Source organism: Listeria rocourtiae subsp. hofi, from assembly GCF_963575615.1.
In the GTDB taxonomy this organism is placed as follows: Bacteria; Bacillota; Bacilli; order Lactobacillales; family Listeriaceae; genus Listeria_A; species Listeria_A hofi.
In genome coordinates this window covers 1-18,423 of the sequence record NZ_CAUYTL010000021.1, presented here as the reverse complement: position 1 = coordinate 18,423, position 18,423 = coordinate 1, and the positions used below count along the sequence as shown (strand labels likewise).

20 protein-coding genes are annotated in these 18,423 nt (G+C 40.1%); 14 read left to right on the top strand and 6 right to left on the bottom strand.

Going from position 1 to position 18,423, the window contains the following annotated elements; all coding sequences use genetic code 11:
- Positions 1-17: 17 nt before the first annotated feature.
- Positions 18-422: a DUF805 domain-containing protein gene (locus R8925_RS09910; RefSeq protein WP_430535713.1), complete on the top strand. Its 405-nt coding sequence runs from the start codon at positions 18-20 to the stop codon at positions 420-422.
- A gap of 1 nt (position 423) precedes the next feature.
- Here the strand turns inward: R8925_RS09910 and R8925_RS09905 are convergent, their stop codons facing one another.
- Entirely contained in the window at positions 424-609 is a 186-nt protein-coding gene (locus tag R8925_RS09905; protein WP_430539432.1) for a hypothetical protein, read from the bottom strand.
- Positions 610-699: 90 nt separating this feature from the next.
- The gene (gene def / locus R8925_RS09900) at positions 700-1,251 is read right to left on the bottom strand and encodes a peptide deformylase (RefSeq protein WP_430535712.1); all 552 of its coding nucleotides are present in this window, start codon (positions 1,249-1,251) and stop codon (positions 700-702) included.
- Positions 1,252-2,047: 796 nt separating this feature from the next.
- Between def and pdhA the strand changes: the two genes are divergently transcribed.
- The 9 genes from pdhA to R8925_RS09855 all read left to right on the top strand — a co-directional run bounded on the left by pdhA (position 2,048) and on the right by R8925_RS09855 (position 10,159).
- Positions 2,048-3,163 (top strand): pyruvate dehydrogenase (acetyl-transferring) E1 component subunit alpha, encoded by a 1,116-nt coding sequence (pdhA, locus tag R8925_RS09895; RefSeq protein WP_133620089.1) that lies wholly within the window; start codon positions 2,048-2,050, stop codon positions 3,161-3,163.
- A 2-nt stretch (positions 3,164-3,165) separates the two neighbouring features.
- Positions 3,166-4,143, top strand: coding sequence for an alpha-ketoacid dehydrogenase subunit beta (locus R8925_RS09890; protein ID WP_430535711.1), 978 nt, complete (start codon positions 3,166-3,168; stop codon positions 4,141-4,143).
- 251 nt (positions 4,144-4,394) lie between these two features.
- Complete coding sequence (locus R8925_RS09885) at positions 4,395-6,029, top strand: dihydrolipoyllysine-residue acetyltransferase (RefSeq protein ID WP_430535710.1); 1,635 nt, start codon at positions 4,395-4,397, stop codon at positions 6,027-6,029.
- A 3-nt stretch (positions 6,030-6,032) separates the two neighbouring features.
- Positions 6,033-7,436 (top strand): dihydrolipoyl dehydrogenase, encoded by a 1,404-nt coding sequence (lpdA, locus tag R8925_RS09880; protein WP_430535709.1) that lies wholly within the window; start codon positions 6,033-6,035, stop codon positions 7,434-7,436.
- Positions 7,437-7,556: 120 nt separating this feature from the next.
- The gene (locus R8925_RS09875; protein ID WP_430535708.1) at positions 7,557-7,877 is read left to right on the top strand and encodes a hypothetical protein; all 321 of its coding nucleotides are present in this window, start codon (positions 7,557-7,559) and stop codon (positions 7,875-7,877) included.
- Positions 7,878-7,952: 75 nt separating this feature from the next.
- Positions 7,953-8,279 (top strand): hypothetical protein, encoded by a 327-nt coding sequence (locus R8925_RS09870; RefSeq protein ID WP_430535707.1) that lies wholly within the window; start codon positions 7,953-7,955, stop codon positions 8,277-8,279.
- A 119-nt stretch (positions 8,280-8,398) separates the two neighbouring features.
- On the top strand, positions 8,399-9,349 hold the full coding sequence (locus R8925_RS09865) for a Rossmann-fold NAD(P)-binding domain-containing protein (protein ID WP_430535706.1): 951 nt from the start codon (positions 8,399-8,401) through the stop codon (positions 9,347-9,349).
- Positions 9,339-9,611: a UPF0223 family protein gene (locus R8925_RS09860; protein ID WP_430535705.1), complete on the top strand. Its 273-nt coding sequence runs from the start codon at positions 9,339-9,341 to the stop codon at positions 9,609-9,611. Before R8925_RS09865 ends, R8925_RS09860 begins: the two co-directional genes overlap by 11 nt.
- A 14-nt stretch (positions 9,612-9,625) precedes the next feature.
- Positions 9,626-10,159, top strand: a complete 534-nt coding sequence (locus R8925_RS09855) for a DsbA family protein (protein ID WP_036070038.1) — start codon at positions 9,626-9,628, stop codon at positions 10,157-10,159.
- 40 nt (positions 10,160-10,199) lie between these two features.
- Here the strand turns inward: R8925_RS09855 and R8925_RS09850 are convergent, their stop codons facing one another.
- From R8925_RS09850 to R8925_RS09840, 3 genes are all read right to left on the bottom strand, one after another.
- Positions 10,200-11,027 (bottom strand): hypothetical protein, encoded by an 828-nt coding sequence (locus tag R8925_RS09850; protein WP_430535704.1) that lies wholly within the window; start codon positions 11,025-11,027, stop codon positions 10,200-10,202.
- 79 nt (positions 11,028-11,106) lie between these two features.
- Positions 11,107-12,051 (bottom strand): magnesium transporter CorA family protein, encoded by a 945-nt coding sequence (locus tag R8925_RS09845; protein WP_036070040.1) that lies wholly within the window; start codon positions 12,049-12,051, stop codon positions 11,107-11,109.
- 198 nt (positions 12,052-12,249) lie between these two features.
- Complete coding sequence (locus R8925_RS09840) at positions 12,250-12,867, bottom strand: YktB family protein (RefSeq protein ID WP_430535703.1); 618 nt, start codon at positions 12,865-12,867, stop codon at positions 12,250-12,252.
- A 112-nt stretch (positions 12,868-12,979) separates the two neighbouring features.
- Between R8925_RS09840 and R8925_RS09835 the strand changes: the two genes are divergently transcribed.
- The 3 genes from R8925_RS09835 (at position 12,980) to R8925_RS09825 (ending at position 16,933) form a co-directional block, all read left to right on the top strand.
- Positions 12,980-13,756: an inositol monophosphatase family protein gene (locus tag R8925_RS09835; protein WP_430535702.1), complete on the top strand. Its 777-nt coding sequence runs from the start codon at positions 12,980-12,982 to the stop codon at positions 13,754-13,756.
- Between the two features lie 276 nt (positions 13,757-14,032).
- On the top strand, positions 14,033-15,871 hold the full coding sequence (gene typA, locus R8925_RS09830; protein WP_430535701.1) for a translational GTPase TypA: 1,839 nt from the start codon (positions 14,033-14,035) through the stop codon (positions 15,869-15,871).
- A 147-nt stretch (positions 15,872-16,018) separates the two neighbouring features.
- Positions 16,019-16,933: a DUF5068 domain-containing protein gene (locus tag R8925_RS09825; RefSeq protein ID WP_430535700.1), complete on the top strand. Its 915-nt coding sequence runs from the start codon at positions 16,019-16,021 to the stop codon at positions 16,931-16,933.
- 127 nt (positions 16,934-17,060) lie between these two features.
- Here the strand turns inward: R8925_RS09825 and R8925_RS09820 are convergent, their stop codons facing one another.
- Positions 17,061-17,279 (bottom strand): YlaI family protein, encoded by a 219-nt coding sequence (locus R8925_RS09820; RefSeq protein ID WP_430535699.1) that lies wholly within the window; start codon positions 17,277-17,279, stop codon positions 17,061-17,063.
- A 514-nt stretch (positions 17,280-17,793) separates the two neighbouring features.
- On the opposite strand from R8925_RS09820, the gene R8925_RS09815 reads away from it, so the two are divergent.
- Positions 17,794-18,072: an Fpa/YlaN family protein gene (locus R8925_RS09815; protein WP_430535698.1), complete on the top strand. Its 279-nt coding sequence runs from the start codon at positions 17,794-17,796 to the stop codon at positions 18,070-18,072.
- Positions 18,073-18,423 lie beyond the last annotated feature (351 nt).

Below are 18,423 nucleotides of genomic sequence, written 5' to 3'. Positions count from 1 at the left end.
TCAATAGGAGGAGAACAATGAATTTATTCTTTGCATACAAATTATTTTGGCTGAATTACACAGAGCTCAAGGGGAGATCTGTCAGATGGGAATTCTGGTATGTTATGCTATGGCATATCGCCATTATGAGCATTTTAACAGGAACAACGAAACTGGGTGATATTTTTGATTTATTAGGATTTGATAGCACTGTTGGGATTATTGTCGTAGCAGTTGGAAACGTCTTACTCGTGCTATATCAAATTGCAATTATTTTGCCCTGTATTACATTAATTGTGCGTAGATTGCATGATATGAATTTAACTGGTTGGTTTGTGCTCATTGGTCTGATTCCAGCAGTTGGACAGGCCATGATTTTGTTGCTCATGTGCGTGAAATCCAGTACTGGACCAAATCAATACGATATTCAAGAGCTATATTAAATCAAACAAACAGAGGTTTATCAGATAATGGTGGGGTTACAGTAACAACGTGCACTGTCACCTGTAATGTAATTGTCGGAATACAAGCTCTATTAATGATCTGCAAAGTTACTGTATAGTCGCTAGGTGTGTTTAAGTTGACCACATCAGTAAAATTAGACGATACAAGCTCATTATCACCTTTCAAAAATTGTGATGTACTATTTTTTTGAAAATAAAGCCACCAAAAAAGCAATCCGAGCCTAATTCAGTGCTCAGATTGCTTTTCGTATCTCTTCTACTCATAAACAATAACATCAGGTGGCAGATACGATGGGTTCTCTTTATTGATATGATCATAAAACATAATTCCATTCAAATGATCAATCTCATGCTGAACGACAATTGCGGGATAACCCTTCAAACGTAATTTCAAGGGCTTTCCATCGATATCAAAAGCTTCTAATGTCACACGCGCATGGCGCACAACAAAACCAGGAACCTCGCGATCAACAGATAGGCAACCTTCACCGCCACCTAAACAAGCATTTTCTACGGAATGGCTACGAATTTTCGGGTTGTATAAAATATAACTGTATAAACGATCATTATCGTCATGAACATGAATTGCAATCAAACGTTTAGAAACGGCGATTTGTGGAGCAGCGATACCAACCCCGCCCCGCAGTTCATGCTCCTCAGCGATGTCGGGATCTTGACTGTTAATGAGGAACTGCAACATTTCTTGACCAGTTTTCTTATCTTCATCCGATAGTGGGAAAGTGACAGGCTCTGCGACAGTGCGCAAAACAGGATCTCCTTCACGGACAATATCATCCATTGTAAGCATTATTTTCTCTCCTGTTCTTATAAACTTATCTCCATTTTATCAAAAAAAGCTCTCATTGTGAATGAATTTTACTTTTAGCTCATATTCAAAAGGGTAAATGTTAGGAAGGAAATAACTTTTATGTTAAAATATAAGCACTTAAAAAGACGAACGTTAAAAATGACAAGCATTGTATTGTTCGATATGTCGATCTGTTATACAAATACATTTGTTTGTGAGTTCGCAAACAATATAAAGCTCTTTTAAATAAAATTCTAAAGATGAAGCCTAAGCCATCTTTGCTTTATTATATAACAGTTTTATCTTAGAAATACAATTCCTAATACAGTTTTTGAAAGCGAATGTTTGGGCGTAAAACCTTGGTATTGCGATAAAAACAAAGTAAGCTTAAGCTGTTGACGAAAGTGGTCAGATGGTGTAAATTAAAGAAGAAGATTGGTGTATTAATATTAAGGCATTAAAAAAATGTAACAGCAAAGTCTAAATCTGGGCAAGTGAGATGAATTTGTGAATAGGAAGGTATTTCGTATCTTTTTCACAAACTCATCCCAAAATCATGTTTTCAGTTGTGAAAGCTGGGAATAAGCAACAAGATAGATAGATTTCGCTAGTAGCAGTTTTTCATTTTGCCGAATGATACATGAATCCAGTTAGGAAAATTGAGAAGTGAACCATACATTGTATTGCTTGCCTGACAAGCGGAACTTTTGCTACATTATACGTAGTGAAAAGAATAACTAATGTTTGCGCATTCAATTCTTAAAATATTTCAAACCAGAAGGGAAGAGATTACACGATGGCTTCTAAAACAAAGAAGACTGTAGTAGATGTACAAGCACAGTTTCAAGCTGTTGCCGATCAATTTGAATTGGTCCAAATTTTAAATGAAAAAGGAGAGGTTGTTAATCCTGACTTGATGCCTGATTTAACAGACGAGCAACTGGTAGAATTAATGACACGCATGGTTTGGACACGTGTTCTTGACCAACGTTCGATTTCCTTAAACCGCCAAGGTCGCTTAGGTTTCTACGCGCCAACAGCTGGGCAAGAAGCTTCACAACTTGCAAGTCACTATGCTTTAACAAAAGAAGATTACGTGCTTCCTGGTTACCGTGATGTGCCACAAATGATTTGGCATGGTCTTCCATTAACAAAAGCGTTCCTATTTTCACGTGGACATTTTGTCGGAAACCAATTTGCAGACGACTTAAACGTTCTTTCGCCACAAATCATCATCGGTGCACAAATCGTTCAAGCAGCTGGTGTTGCTTTGGGACTTAAGAAGCGTAAAAAAGATGCAGTTGTTATCACATATACAGGTGATGGCGGATCTTCACAAGGTGATTTCTATGAAGGTATGAACTTCGCAGGTGCTTATAAAGCTCCAGCAATCTTTGTTGTTCAAAATAACATGTTCGCTATCTCAACACCGCGTGAAAAACAATCGGCAGCCGTAACATTGGCTCAAAAATCTGTTGCAGCAGGTATCCCAGGCGTTCAAGTAGACGGCATGGATCCACTAGCAGTTTATGCGGTAACAAAATTTGCGCGTGATCGTGCAGTTGCAGGTGATGGTCCAACTCTAATCGAAACAATGACTTATCGTTATGGACCACATACACTTTCAGGTGATGATCCAACTCGTTACCGTACGAAAGAGCTTGATGGCGAATGGGAATTAAAAGATCCAATCGTTCGTTTCCGTACTTTCCTAGAAGCAAAAGGACTATGGAATGAAGAGAAGGAAAACGCAGTAATCGAGCAAGCAAAAGAAGAAATCAAAACATCTATCAAAGAAGCTGACGCTACACCAAAACAAAAAGTATCAGACCTTCTTAAAAATATGTACGAAACACCAACTGCTCCAATCAAAGAGCAACTGGCAATTTTTGAAGCGAAGGAGTCGAAATAATCATGGCGCAAAAAACAATGATTCAAGCGATTACAGATGCGCTTGCAGTAGAACTAAGAAATGACGAGAACGTTTTAGTTTTCGGTGAAGATGTAGGTAATAACGGTGGGGTTTTCCGTGCTACTGAAGGTCTTCAAGCAGAATTTGGCGAAGATCGTGTATTCGATACGCCACTTGCAGAATCAGGTATCGGTGGCTTGGCAATTGGTCTTGCCCTTGAAGGATTCCGTCCAGTCCCTGAAATTCAGTTCTTTGGTTTCGTTTTTGAAGTAATGGATTCTGTGTCTGGTCAAATGGCACGTATGCGTTACCGTACGGGTGGTACGCGTACTGCTCCAATCACAATTCGCGCGCCATTTGGTGGTGGGGTTCATACTCCAGAGCTTCACGCGGATAATTTAGAAGGCTTAATGGCACAATCACCAGGTCTAAAAGTAGTTATTCCATCAACTCCATATGATGCAAAAGGTCTTTTAATTTCGGCCATCCGTGATAACGATCCAGTTATTTTCTTGGAGCACATGAAATTATACCGCTCATTCCGTCAAGAAGTTCCAGAAGGTGAGTACACGATTGAAATTGGTAAAGCAGCTGTTCGCCGTGAAGGAACAGACGTTTCTGTTATCACATATGGTGCAATGGTTCAAGAATCTGTGAAAGCAGCAGAAGAACTAGAAAAAGAAGGCGTATCTGTTGAAGTTATTGACCTTCGTACAATCAGCCCGTTGGATATCGACACAATCATTGCTTCCGTTAAGAAAACAAATCGCGTAGTAGTCGTTCAAGAAGCGCAAAAACAAGCAGGAATTGCTGCTAATGTTATTGCTGAAATTAATGATCGTGCTATCCTTTCATTAGAAGCACCAGTGATGCGTGTAACAGCACCAGACAGCATTTTCCCATTTGCACAAGCAGAAACAGTTTGGTTACCAAACCATAACGATATTGTTGAGTGTGTGAAAGAAGTACTTGCTTTCTAAATTAGAAAAGCTGAACCAGCCCGTCTAGCTCCGAAAAAAACTGGAGCGATCGCAAGAAAAACCTGTACTTGGTTTTTGTGGAGGGCGTGAAGTTTTCGAGGAGTTAGCTGGTGAATCTGAATTCGAAGATACCAAACATGAAGAGCGGAGCACATGGATTACATGCTCGCCTTGCTCTCATGCATATTGAGGCTCTAGGGAAATAAAGTACATTTCCTAAGAGCTTCAACAAAACAGGAGGCTTTTAAAAAATGGCATATTCATTTAAATTACCGGATATTGGTGAAGGTATACATGAAGGAGAAATCGTCAAATGGTTCGTCAAACCAGGCGATAAAATTGAAGAAGATGCATCTCTTTTTGAAGTACAAAATGACAAATCCGTTGAAGAAATTACATCTCCCGTAACTGGAACTGTAAAAGAAATTCTAGTTGGTGAAGGCGTAGTAGCAACAGTTGGGCAAGTTCTAATCACATTTGACGGTGTTGAAGGTCACGAAAATGATGCAGAAGAAGCGCCAGCAGCACCGGCCACAACACCTGCAGCAACTCCGGCACCGGCAGGTGGCAAAGGCATTTACGAATTCAAATTGCCAGACATTGGTGAAGGAATTCATGAAGGCGAAATCGTGAAATGGTTCGTAAAACCAGGCGATCAAATCGAGGAAGACGCGACTATTTTTGAAGTACAAAACGACAAATCTGTTGAAGAAATTACATCTCCTGTAGCGGGAACTGTAAAAGAAATTCTAGTTGGTGAAGGCGTAGTAGCAACAGTTGGTCAAGTGTTAATCACATTCGAGGGTGATTTTGAAGGTGAGGCAACAGCAGATCACTCATCTACCCCAGAAGCACCGGCGGACACTGCGAAACTTTCAAACAATGACGCAGCAAAAGCACCGGTATCAGGTGGAAACGGTACACCATCATCACAAAAAGATTCAAATGGTCTTGTTATCGCTATGCCATCTGTTCGTAAATATGCACGTGAAAAAGGTGTAGACCTTCGTCAAGTTGCAGGTTCAGGCAAAAACAACCGCGTTCTTAGCGCAGATGTTGATGCATTCCTAAATGGTGATACTGTAGCAGTAGCGACAAATGAAGCGGCTCCAGTGGCGGCTACACAAGAAACTACAACAGCAAAACCGGCAACAAAAGTAGCGCCAGTTGTTAGCGGTGGAACATACCCAGAATCACGCGAGAAATTAACACCAACACGTAAAGCTATTGCAAAAGCAATGGTTAACTCAAAACATACTGCACCACATGTAACGTTAATGGATGAAATCGAAGTATCTGCTTTGATGGTTCATCGTAAACGTTTCAAAGATGTAGCAGCTGAAAAAGGTATCAAACTCACATTCCTACCTTATATGGTAAAAGCGCTAGTAAACACGTTGCGTGAGTTCCCAGTCTTAAATACAACACTCGATGATGCAACGGACGAACTAGTATATAAACACTATTTCAATATCGGTATTGCAGCTGACACAGATCACGGTCTTTACGTACCAGTTATCAAAGACGCTGACAAAAAATCGATTTTCGCAATCTCCAATGAAATTAACGAATTGGCTACAAAAGCACGCGACGGCAAATTAACAGGAGAAGAAATGCGTCATGGTTCTTCTACAATCTCTAATATTGGATCTGCTGGCGGACAATGGTTCACACCAGTTATCAACTACCCTGAGGTTGCGATTTTAGGTGTAGGTCGTATTGCTGAAAAAGCAATCGTTAAAGATGGTGAAATCGTAGCGGCACCTGTACTTGCTCTATCGCTAAGCTTCGATCACCGCGTAATCGACGGCGCAACAGCTCAAAAGGCTATGAACAATATCAAGCGGTTATTAAATGACCCAGAACTTTTACTAATGGAGGCGTAAAAAATGGTAGTAGGCGATTTTCCAGAAGAAAGAGACACCATCGTCATTGGTGCAGGACCCGGCGGATATGTTGCAGCAATTCGCGCAGCACAATTAGGACAAAAAGTAACGATTATCGAGAAAGAACATTACGGCGGCGTTTGTTTAAACGTTGGCTGTATCCCTTCCAAAGCATTGATCACAGTTGGTCACCGTTTTGCTGAAGCGAAACATTCCGATAATATGGGTATCACAGCAGATAACGTAAACCTAGATTTCACAAAAGCGCAAGAATGGAAAGGCTCTGTCGTTAGCAAATTAACAACAGGCGTGAAAGGTTTGCTTAAAAAGAACAAAGTGGAAATGTTAGAAGGAGAAGCTTTCTTTGTTGATGAGCATTCCCTACGTGTTATCCACCCTGAATCAGCGCAAACTTACACATTCAACAACGTAATTATCGCTACTGGTTCTCGCCCAATTGAGATTCCAGGTTTTAAATTCGGTAAACGCGTTCTTAGTTCAACAGGTGCGCTAGCTCTTACAGAAGTTCCAAAAAAACTTGTCGTAATCGGCGGTGGTTATATCGGTACAGAACTTGGTGGCGCATTTGCCAACCTTGGTACAGAGCTGACAATTCTTGAAGGCGGACCAGAAATCTTGCCAACGTATGAAAAAGATATGATTTCTCTTGTAAAACGTAACCTTAAAGGTAAAGGCGTAGAAATCGTAACAAAAGCACTTGCAAAATCTGCCGAAGAAACAGAAAACGGTGTAAAAGTAACGTATGAAGCTGGTGGCGAAACAAAAACTATTGAAGCTGACTATGTACTAGTAACAGTAGGTCGTCGTCCAAATACAGACGATATTGGCTTAGAACAACTAGGCGTTAAATTAAGCGAACGTGGCTTGATTGAAGTAGATAAACAAGGTCGCACAAATATTTCTAACGTTTTCGCGATTGGTGATATTGTTCCCGGCGTTCCACTTGCCCATAAAGCAAGCTATGAAGCAAAAATTGCTGCTGAAGCAATTGCGGGAGAAACTGCTGAAAATGATTATACAGCATTACCAGCAGTCGTTTTCAGTGATCCCGAGCTAGCAACAGTTGGTTTAACAGAAAAAGAAGCAAAAGAAAAAGGATTTGACGTAAAAGCTGCTAAATTCCCATTTGGTGGTAATGGCCGTGCCCTATCTCTTGACGCTCCAGAAGGTTTTGTACGTCTTGTAACACGTAAAGAAGACGGCCTTATCCTCGGTGCGCAAGTTGCAGGAATGAATGCATCCGATATTATCTCTGAAATCGGACTTGCAATCGAAACAGGCGTAACAGCAGAAGACATCGCGCTTACAATCCATGCTCACCCATCTTTAGGTGAGTTGACAATGGAAGCTGCAGAACTAGCATTAGGACGCCCAATCCACATGTAATAAAAATGACGCTATCTGGGGAACATTCCGGATAGCGTCTTACCTATGGACTAAAGTATTGTGAAATTAAAAACAAAGTAGTATGATAAATATATAAATTAAAAGAATCCAGGTGTAAAAATGAAAAAGCAGATAGAAAAAATTATTTTTGGTATCGTTTATGGCTTCTCCGCGATTTTCTTTCTAGGTTTTGTTGTTAATATCGTTCATGGCTTTATTATTCACATGCATGAAACCGATAGTTGGAGAGCAGTCCTTCGTATTTTAGCAAGTCCGGTAACTGATCCTGCTATGTTTACTATTCATATGACAAATCCAGTTTGGTCGATGCTTTTAGCAATTATTATCAGCTATTTGATGCCAGCGTTTTTCTGTGTAGCGACTTATTTCTTGAAACAAGACTACTTGGAGACACACGAAAACAGTCGATTTCTTCACTAAAATTGTCTTTGTGTGATTTTACATAATAAAAGGGGTAAAATGATACCAAGGTAAACACACAAAATACAAGGAGAGATGGGTGAAAAAATGGGGACATGGAAACGAGGTCTATTGTGGTTGGCTTATATCATATCAGGAATTTGTTTTGTACTAACGATTATCGCTTTTATCATCGGATTTTTCCATCATATGCATGATACTGGTGGGATAAAATCCGTGATACAAATTTTAGAAACACCAATTACTGGTTTTATCAAGCTGACGAGTGGAACTATCCAAAAATCTGTTATAGAAATCATTTTACTATGTATCGTGAGTTATGTTCTACCAACGTTTTTCTGTATTGCAACACATTATATTCGAAAAAATAAACGTCTTGCCTTAGAAAGCGAAGATGAATAGTTTTGGCGCTGATTCTGCGGGAGTAGAGTTGGCGTTTTTTATAATCACATTATTTTTAAGCTTGCCGCTTTCATGATAAAATGAAGTAGGACATCAGAAAAAGGGAGCGTGAGGCGGGTTTGGCAGTAGAACAGAAGAGGATTGCGGTTATCGGAAATAATAAGATAAGCACAAGTTATGCTTTTGCGGTGATAAATCGACAGCTAAATGCGGAGGTTTGTCTGATTGCAGATAAGAAGGTGCAATCCCTGAGAGACATGATGTACGGTGCTTATTTTAGACCTAAAACGGGACTTACTTCGGGTAGTTTTGCAGAATGTCGGAATGCTACCATGATTATCTTTGCACATGATCCTTTTCTGGACGCTGAAAATCCGCAACAAGCTTCATCGGTTGTTCGGAGATTCGTCAATCGGTGGATGGAGACGGGATTTCAGGGTATTTGTCTAGTTGCAACGCCGCAGAGTGAAGTGGTGGCGCATTGGATTATGAAATTTTCAGGTCTTGCTTCGGAAAAAATCATTGCGCTAGGAACGATGCTTGATACAGCTTTTCTGCAATCGGAATTGGGTCGCTATTTTCAAGTTAACGCAAAAAATGTCCATGCTTATATGATTGGAAGTACGCTGGAAAATGGTGTTCCAGCTTGGAGTAGGGCTTTTATTGGAGGCCGACCAATTTTGAGCTACATTATGGACGATCCGGATCGCTATTCTTTTGAGAAGTTAGAGCCCATCGTGAAACAGATGCAAGAGTTACCTAAGGAGCCGTTAGCTGAGGGCCGTTTGTTTGATTGCAGCATTGCGCTTGCTTTAGTAGAACTGACAAGAATTATTTTAGAGGATGAAGGAATGATTTTGACGGTAGGCGTTCACGTGCAAGATAAGTTCGGAATGACATCAGGATTTATTAGTGTTCCAGCTGTCATTGCCGCATCTGGTGTGAAGACGATTGTTCCTTTAACACTTTCTGATTCTGAGCAAAAACGGCTAGCAGTAACTGTAAAATCATTACAAAATGCTGTACAAGCAGGTTTGCCAAATGAAGGGGGGACGAAACATGGAATATAGTTATCCGATAAATTTAGATTGGTCCAAAGAAGAAATGGCGACAGTTATTAACTTTTATCAAGCCGTTGAGAAAGCCTATGAAGTAGGTATCGATGCGTCAGAAATAAAAGCGAAATATAGTGATTTTAAGCAAGTCGTACGCTCCATCGGTGAAGAAAAAAGCCTAGGCAAAGAGTTTGAGAAGGCAAGCGGTTATTCACCCTATCGTGTCATGCAACTCGTGAAGAATGCGACGACAAGTAAAATCAAAATGCAACCATAAGGAGGAAATTTTAGATGGATATTAGTGAAATTATTGCAGGTAATGTAGGAACAGAGGCAGGGATTCATATTGGGAAGAGCGATGCACCAGTGAAAGTGATTTCATTTGTGAATGTGCGTTGTCCATTTTGCCGTGAGTGGCATGAAAAATCACGTGATGTAATCAGTCGTTATTTGGATTCAGGGCGGATTGAGCTTATTGTTAAGCCATTTGATAAAGAGAAAGAGTCATTGCAACGCGGTAATATTATACATCATTATTTAGATTACGCAGCGCCAGAGCAAACGCTTGAAGTTTTAGATGAGGTGTATGCCAGACAGGATCTTTGGGGCTCTTTGACGCACGAAGAAGTTGCCAATTTTGCAGAAGATGAGCTTGGACTTTCGGAGCAAGATAATAAGGAACAGGCGGCGAAAATTATTGCAGAAGCAAATGCTGCAAATATCCGTCTTGTGCCAACTGTGATTATTGGAGAACATATTTTTGATGAACATATTTCACCGGAAGAATTGGAAAAACTGATTTTAGAAGAAGTAGGGAAAGAATAAAATAAGCGGTGACTTCAAAAGCTGGAGTCGCCGCTTATTTTTATTTAGTAAAACTTGTGGTAATCTTCACGCCATCTAGCGGGTCTGCGAAATTACTAACTGTATAATCTGTTTTGTCGTTTTGCCAGCTAATGATATTGCCTTCAGCCTTATTTGGCGCGGCTTCTAGCTTCATACCCCCAACTTGATGCGGAGCAGGAAGTGTTTCTTTTTCAAGCATAGTCACTACTTTTTTTGCGAGATTAACGGAATCTTGCTGGTCTGCGCTTGTCGTGTTGCGCACGCTCATACTCCAACGACCTTCCGCCCAGTTGAGGAAAGTTGAACCGGCGCCAGCATCAGCATACCCAGTAATATTTGAGCCAAGATCTACGCCATTCACGCCTGTATTGACGTTATCCATATGACCAGTCGCGTCCGCTGCTTCTTGCTCTGTCATGTAGCTTTTACCGGAAACAGTAGCAATGGCTGTGGCTTTAGATACATCTTTCAAATCGTTACTATTCACCGAAATAGGTGTTTTTGTTTCGTAAAAAATAACTTGGTAGGCATCCGGAGAATCGCTTGTTTTTGCGCTTAAAAAGTGACTATCAGATGAAAGGGGAATATCTTTTGGAAGCATCACCACAATATCTGAGTTGATTTTTGATTTTACCGTTTTCAAAACATCTTTTTGCGTCAGTATCGTCGGTTTTGAATCACTACGCATGTCGTTTTTGTTGCTATCGTTTGCAGAACTGCCATAGCTATTATTATTGCTGCCGTAAGAATTTGTGCTATCCGAACTGTTTGAGGAGTAAGAACCACCACAGCTTGCAAGAAGTAGCGTACTAAAAACGACTGGAATGATCATAAATTTAGCATTCATTACTTTTCACCTCTTTGCTACAGGTTTTCCCGCTTTTTACATAAGAAAACCACCTCCTGTAATAGAAAGTGGTTTAAAGTTAGAAAAATTTCCGTTTCCAAAAGACAAATCCGAGTATCCCAGCGATTCCAAACGAGATACAGATGACTAGGATCCAAGCCAATGGTGCTTGAGATAGAGGCAAATCAACGTTCATTCCATAAAAACTAAACACCATTGTTGGTATCGTCAAAATGATAGTAAACGACGTCAAAAATTTCATTACGATATTCATGTTGTTTGAAATAATGGAGGCATAGGCATCCATCATCCCGCTCAAGATGTTTGAGTGAACTTCCGCCATTTCAATCCCTTGTCGGTTCTCAATAATAACATCTTCTAGTAAATCTTGGTCTTCCTCGTACATCTTCACGATATGTTGACGCATCATTTTATCGAGCACTAGTTTGTTTGATTTGAGGGCAGTCAAGAAGTAAACCAAACTTTTTTCAATCCCCATTAAATCATAGAGTTGTTTATTTTTCATTGATTCATGTAGTTCTTTTTCAATATCATCCGTTTGGCGGCTCATCCGTTTCAAATGACGGAGGAATTGAGTGGAAATCATATACAGTATCTGCAGTGCAAAGCGCGTTTTCATGTGTGTAAAAAAGCCCTTTATCCGATTTTTAATGAAGGACTGGATAATCGATGAATCAATCGTACAAATCGTGATAAAATAATCCTTCGTCATAATCATCCCAAGCGGAATGGTTTCAAACGAAGCATAGTGAATATCATCCTCATCGACAATCGGAAAGTCACAAATAATTAAGACCGCTTCCGTATCGTCATCTCGCTCGATCCGTGCACTTTCATCTTTATCCAGTGGATCTTCAAGAAATTCAAGTGGAATCCCATACTGATCGGCAATTTGATTAATTTCTTCCGATGATGGCGCCACGATATTAATCCAGCAATTACGTTCAGGTTTCTCTAATTCTTCTAATTTACCAGCTTCATTCGATTTGAAAATTTGATGCATAGGCGTATTCCTCCTTTTCTAAGGATTCGGCCATATGGAGTGCTGTTGCAAGCCATGACTTGAATCCCTGTATGACCTCTGATACGGATCTGGTTCGCTTGGCGCGATACTCGTTTTCATGGTGCTCAACTCCTTTTTCTCAAATAATCACAACCTCACCATTATACAGAGATTTAGCGGTTTTGTACATCCTATCGTTTAAATTTCTTGCATTTCAAAACTCATAGCATAGAATGGCAACAACAAGTCTATCGTTTTCTCGAGTTCATTTGTAAACGTAGCATCATTTTTCAAAGCACTATCACCGGGTTTGAAAATACGGCCAACCATAAATTCGCCCTTTTTTACGTCACGGAATCGCTCTAAAACTTTTTTTAAATCTGTATTTTGAATAGGGCTCGTTGGTTTTTCTGTATGATCTGGTGAAATTGAGAAGTTTACAGGTAATTTCTCTAATTGGCTAAGGTTTTCTAGGAAATTATGCACGACTATTTGGCGGTTTTCTGTTTCGTATATGTAGGCAAGCCAGATAAAAACATAATCATCCCAAATCCCAACTTGGAAATGCGGGTGTTTTTTGTAGCCACGTTTGCTGTTAGCTACTGCAAGCCAAGTACTATCAGGTGGGTTTACCGAACGACGAGCGTGACGCGCAATATGTAGAAACATGTCGGTTCCAGTTTTGGCACTTAAATAAGTTGCGAGGCTCTCACCAATTTCGCGAAATTTTGGCTGAATCTGTGTTTGGATTGCCTCCATCCGTTCTTCAAGCCCAGGCGTTTGCATCGCTTTAAAATCTTTTTTTGTAAAAGTCATTAAAATTCCTCACTTTCATATAGTTCATTATAACGTAAAATAGAACTTTGAGGCTGTATTTAGCTTGAAATTATGATAAGCTAGGAAAAACAAAAGAAGGAGTGGTGCGAAGGTGGTACTAGAGAAAATAGATCAACTAGCGCGAGAATGGCTGGAAGAAGCGGGTAATCGGATTTTTATGGCACTTGAGCAGTCTAATGTTGAAGTTGAGTCAAAATCGGATCGCAATGATTTAGTGACGAATGTAGACAAAGCAACAGAACGTTATTTTGCTGAAAAAATTGAGGCTTATTTCCCGGAACATCGCTTACTAGGTGAAGAAGGCTATGGCGTAGAAATTACGAGTTTAGAAGGCATTGTTTGGGTGCTGGATCCGATTGATGGTACGGTGAATTTTGTTGAACAGAAACGGAATTTTGCTATTTCACTTGGCATCTATCAGAATGGTGTCGGGGAGCTTGCTTATATATATGATATCGTTGGTGGTGAATTTTACTTCGCTAAGCGTGGAGAGGGCGCATTTGTGAATGATGTAGAAATTCCGAAACTCGCGGTGGATAAAAGATTAGAAGATGCCCTCGTGATTATTAATTCAGCATCGGTACGGAAATTCCCACATATGCTTCCTGTGATTCAAAAGGCTCGCGGGTTACGATTATATGGTGCGGCAACACTCGAATACATGGCGGTTGCAACTGGTCGAGCAGATGCTTATGTGAGTGCGAACCTATCACCGTGGGATATTGGCGCTGGAAAAATTATTGCAGAAGAAGTAGGCGCCGTTGTGACAAGGGTTGATGGTTCTGAGATGATTATCACAGAAAAAGGTGACTCTTTTGTTGCGAGCCCTGGCGTTCATGCAGAGATTCTGCGGGATTATGGTCGTTAAATGTTTGGAAGCTTGAAACGTTCGTTAAATTTCATTTTATGGAATAAAAATCGTGCTAAACCCGAGCAAATGTGCTATAATTGGAAAGTTGATTAAAACTAAACGATCCAGAAACGGGGAAAATAAGCCAATTTTCCTCTTTCTTTTGGCTCTGGTAGCTAAGTCGTATTACCATATATAAAGAGCGCTTGACTTTAGTTAGGCCATTTTTGAGTAGCTGAGCGTACTTTGAGACGCCAGCTTCCGGAAGGTAATTTAATATTAGGAGGAAACATTTTGAAATTAAGAGAAGATATTCGTAACGTAGCCATTATTGCCCACGTTGACCATGGTAAAACAACTTTGGTGGATCAGCTTTTGCGTAAGTCAGGAACATTCAATGATCATGAGCAAGTAGCTGAACGTGCGATGGATAGTAATGCGATTGAAAAAGAGCGCGGTATCACAATTTTAGCAAAAAATACTGCCATCAATCATAACGGTGTGCATATTAATATTTTAGATACTCCTGGACATGCCGATTTTGGTGGGGAAGTAGAACGTATTATGAAAATGGTTGACGGTGTTGTCTTAGTCGTTGATGCCTATGAAGGTACAATGCCACAAACGCGCTTCGTATTGAAAAAAGCGTTAGAGCAACATTTAACACCACTTGTTGTTGTTAATAAAATTGACCGTCCATCCGCGCGTCCTGCAGAAGTTGTAGATGAAGTTTTAGAATTATTCATTGAACTTGGTGCAGATGAGGATCAATTGGAGTTCCCGGTTGTATACGCTGCGGCGGTTAATGGAACAAGCTCATTAAGCGATAAAGTAGAAGATCAAGAAGAAACAATGGACCCAATTTTTGATCTTATCATTAATAATGTACCAGCACCTGTGGATAACAGTGATGAGCCATTGCAATTCCAAGTTTCTTTACTTGATTACAATGACTACGTTGGTCGTATCGGTATTGGTCGTATCTTCCGTGGAACGATGGAAGTTGGTCAATCGGTAGCCTTGATGAAATTAGATGGCACCGTGAAGAAATTCCGTGTAACGAAAATGTTCGGTTTCCTTGGACTAAAACGTATCGAAATTACACAAGCAAAAGCTGGCGATCTCGTTGCCGTTTCTGGAATGGAAGATATCTTCGTTGGGGAAACTGTAACACCAGACGATCACCAAGAAGCATTACCAATTTTGCGTATTGACGAACCTACTTTGCAAATGACTTTCGTAACGAACAATAGTCCGTTCGCAGGTCGCGAAGGTAAACACGTAACAAGCCGTAAAATTGAAGAGCGTTTGCTATCTGAGCTACAAACAGATGTAAGTTTGCGTATCGACCCAACTGCTTCACCTGACGCTTGGATTGTGTCTGGTCGTGGTGAGTTGCATCTCTCTATTTTAATCGAGAACATGCGTCGTCAAGGTTACGAAATCCAAGTATCTAAACCAGAAGTTATCATCCGCGAAATTGATGGCGTGAAGTGTGAGCCAATGGAGCGCGTACAAATTGATACTCCTGAAGAATATGTTGGTAGCATCATGGAATCTATTGGTTTACGTAAAGGTGAAATGGCTGATATGGTCAATGACGGTTCAGGTCAAGTACGCTTGATTTTCTTAGTACCATCACGTGGACTTATTGGTTATACAACAGAATTCCTATCGATGACTCGTGGTTATGGAATCTTAAACCACACATTCGATTCTTACCAACCAATGCAAAAGGGACGTGTTGGTGGACGTAGCCGAGGTGTTCTTGTATCGATGGAAACTGGTAAATCAACTACTTACGGAACAATGCAAGTAGAAGATCGCGGTACTATCTTTGTAGAGCCAGGTACAGATATTTATGAAGGCATGATTGTCGGCGAGAATAATCGTGAAGGCGATATCGCAGTAAATATTGTAAAAGCGAAACAAATGACAAATATTCGCTCAGCAAATAAAGACCAAACAAACGTGATCAAAAAACCTCGTACATTGACACTAGAAGAATCATTAGAATTCCTAAACGATGACGAGTATTGCGAAATCACACCTGAAAACATTCGTTTGCGTAAGAAAATTTTGAACAAAAACGAACGTGAAAAAGCTGCGAAACGTACAAAAGTATCAGAATAAATTTTTTAGAAAGTCGTCCTTTATTGGGCGGCTTTTTTAGTTGCTGAAAAATTCGCAAAGATAAATATTTTTGTAACATGATTGTAATATGTCTCTTTGTTTGGTATAGTTAATACACAGGGAAACGTAAAAGAAGGAGGGATTTACATGAAGAAATTACTGATGGTAGGCACAATGAGTGTATTGGTTTTTGGACTGGCAGCTTGTGGCTCAGGGGAGGATTCGAAAAGCTCTGAATCAGGGGAACAAGCAACGAAAACAGAGGAAAAGCAGGAGACGAAAAAAGCAGAGACAGCAAAACAAGATGTGAATTCCAGCGAAGAAGCAAAAGATAAAACAGAAGCAAAACAAGATAAAGAAGTAACAACAAAAGAAGATGTACCAACAGCAGAGGACACGCAGGAGAAAGAGGCAGAAGCTACAACTCCTGATCAAGCGACAGAAACACCTAAAAAAGATACTACAAAAAAACCAGCAGAAGCTGTAACGCCAAAAGCAGTTAACTTTTCTTTAAGTGCAGAGGGCTTTAAACAATCCGCAGTAGCGCCGAAAACAGGTGGAACAGTGTCGCTCGTATATTTGAATACAACGCCTGAAACAGCTGATTTTGGCCCGTTAAAAGTAACTGTAAAGCAATACAAGTTGGAAAGTGTGACAGGAGCAAATAAAAAAATGGATCCATATAGCCCGGAATCGTATTTAGCGAACCGAGACGGTTTCGTGGTGACAGCAGATGTAATCATTGAAAATACATCTGCAAGTAACATTAACTATTTGGCAGAACGCATCCAAATTAATGGTGGTGGCATTTCCAAAGGCGCTAGCTTAGAGAATTTCGTACCAACAGCCTATCAATTATCTGGTAGCCCATCAGCGCATAACATCTTCCCAGCGAAATCAAAACGAGAAGGTGCAATCACATACATGCTCAACAAACAGAATTACTACACGCTTGTGCATCTAACCAAGCTAGCCGTGCCAAATCCAAATGACTTTGCGGAAAAAGCATTACCAACGAAAACCGCGAAAGCTATCGATTTAGATTTTAGGATTACAGAATAAAATCCGAGCGAGAATAGCATTACCCAACCCCGGTGGATCTGGCGAATGATTAGTTTAGAAACAAAAGCCTGCAAGCACTAAGTATGTGTGAGCACACAATCACGCTTGAGGGCAACGAAAAAACCCGCTATTTGATGCTAGCGGGTTTTTCGATAAAGCTTTTTGTTTTTGGTTTATGGAATTCGAACTTGCCAGAATTGATTCGAGCCACTGTTTTGTCAGCGATACGCCCTTCACAGTCTGGGCAAAGATACATTCGAATCGGCTTATTGCGAAGTTGTTTCGTTTTAAATTTCTTATCATCTAGTTCATCTATTGTTTCACATAAAATGCATTGTGCTTTCACTGCGCTCACCTCGTAATTTTATTATAGCATGAAAAAAATAAAAGATAAACAATGGCAATTTAGCGGAGGTTAAAGAAATGGTATTAGAGAAAAAAGCGGGGCATAAAGAAATGGTGTGTACTTTATTGGCATCAGTTGGTGCTTTTTTAGCATTAATATTTGTTCGACGAGCAGTATTTTGGTTCGATAGTTTTTACTGGGCATTCGGTATTGGGTTTGCGCTAGTCCTGGTATACGTGCTAATTACGCTAGTTTCATTCATCCGATCGTTCTATCGCCGTTTCCAGTTTTTTGATAAGGTTATCATTTATTTGTCCATACCACTGAGCTTGTGCTTTACCTTTTTTTTATACGAGCTGTCAACGAGATCCTTTTCTTAAAAAATGTTAGGATATCAGGTTACATGGCAAAAAAAATATGCTATACTAAAGAGGATAAAATTTGCAAAATTATGCTTTCGATATAATAGATTGATTAAGCGCATACGAGTGTGTGTTGAATGGGGGGTTCTGTGATGACAGATAAACAAATAGATCACAGAGAAGAGGCAATTACTCTTCTTAAAGAAGACGCGAAAAGAATTTTGCAGTTAATTAAAGTGCAGATGGATAATTTAACTTTACCTCAATGTCCGGCCTATGAAGAAGTATTGGATACCCAAATGTACGGCTTGTCGCGAGAGATAAATTTTGCGGTGAGGTTGGGTTTGATTGATAGAGCGGAAGGCAAGAGTTTATTGAGCACGCTTGAGAAAGAGCTTTCCGTGTTACACGAATTATCGACAAGTAAGTGATATAAGATATACAATTAGCACCCCTTCTGACGTGTTCAATGCGTTGGAAGGGGTGTTTTGTTGAGGCTCTTATGAAGCATCTTTTGCTGAATTAGAGCCTCAATATGCATGAGAGCAAAGCGAGCATGTAATCCATAAGTGGCTCTTATGTGCAGAACTTGGAATAAAAGCTAGACGAACAAGAAGCAGACGAACAAGAAGAGCCTCAATATGCATGAGAGCGAAGCGAGCATGTAATCCATAAGTGGCTCTTATGTGCAGAACTTGGAATAAAAGCTAGACGAATAAGAAGCAGACGAACAAGAAGAGCCTCAATATGCATGAGAGCAAAGCGAGCATGTAATCCATAAG

Excerpts from the sequence above, each read along its gene's own strand:
- R8925_RS09890 (WP_430535711.1), top strand. The coding sequence starts at position 3,166 with ATGGCGCAAAAAACAATGATTCAAGCGATTACAGATGCGCTTGCAGTA.
- R8925_RS09855 (WP_036070038.1), top strand. The coding sequence starts at position 9,626 with ATGGATATTAGTGAAATTATTGCAGGTAATGTAGGAACAGAGGCAGGG.
- lpdA (WP_430535709.1), top strand. The coding sequence starts at position 6,033 with ATGGTAGTAGGCGATTTTCCAGAAGAAAGAGACACCATCGTCATTGGT.
- def (WP_430535712.1), bottom strand. The coding sequence starts at position 1,251 with ATGCTTACAATGGATGATATTGTCCGTGAAGGAGATCCTGTTTTGCGC.
- R8925_RS09845 (WP_036070040.1), bottom strand. The coding sequence starts at position 12,051 with ATGCATCAAATTTTCAAATCGAATGAAGCTGGTAAATTAGAAGAATTA.
- R8925_RS09815 (WP_430535698.1), top strand. The coding sequence starts at position 17,794 with ATGACAGATAAACAAATAGATCACAGAGAAGAGGCAATTACTCTTCTT.
- pdhA (WP_133620089.1), top strand. The coding sequence starts at position 2,048 with ATGGCTTCTAAAACAAAGAAGACTGTAGTAGATGTACAAGCACAGTTT.
- R8925_RS09885 (WP_430535710.1), top strand. The coding sequence starts at position 4,395 with ATGGCATATTCATTTAAATTACCGGATATTGGTGAAGGTATACATGAA.
- R8925_RS09870 (WP_430535707.1), top strand. The coding sequence starts at position 7,953 with ATGGGTGAAAAAATGGGGACATGGAAACGAGGTCTATTGTGGTTGGCT.
- R8925_RS09910 (WP_430535713.1), top strand. The coding sequence starts at position 18 with ATGAATTTATTCTTTGCATACAAATTATTTTGGCTGAATTACACAGAG.
- R8925_RS09850 (WP_430535704.1), bottom strand. The coding sequence starts at position 11,027 with ATGAATGCTAAATTTATGATCATTCCAGTCGTTTTTAGTACGCTACTT.
- R8925_RS09840 (WP_430535703.1), bottom strand. The coding sequence starts at position 12,867 with ATGACTTTTACAAAAAAAGATTTTAAAGCGATGCAAACGCCTGGGCTT.
- R8925_RS09860 (WP_430535705.1), top strand. The coding sequence starts at position 9,339 with ATGGAATATAGTTATCCGATAAATTTAGATTGGTCCAAAGAAGAAATG.
- R8925_RS09875 (WP_430535708.1), top strand. The coding sequence starts at position 7,557 with ATGAAAAAGCAGATAGAAAAAATTATTTTTGGTATCGTTTATGGCTTC.
- R8925_RS09825 (WP_430535700.1), top strand. The coding sequence starts at position 16,019 with ATGAAGAAATTACTGATGGTAGGCACAATGAGTGTATTGGTTTTTGGA.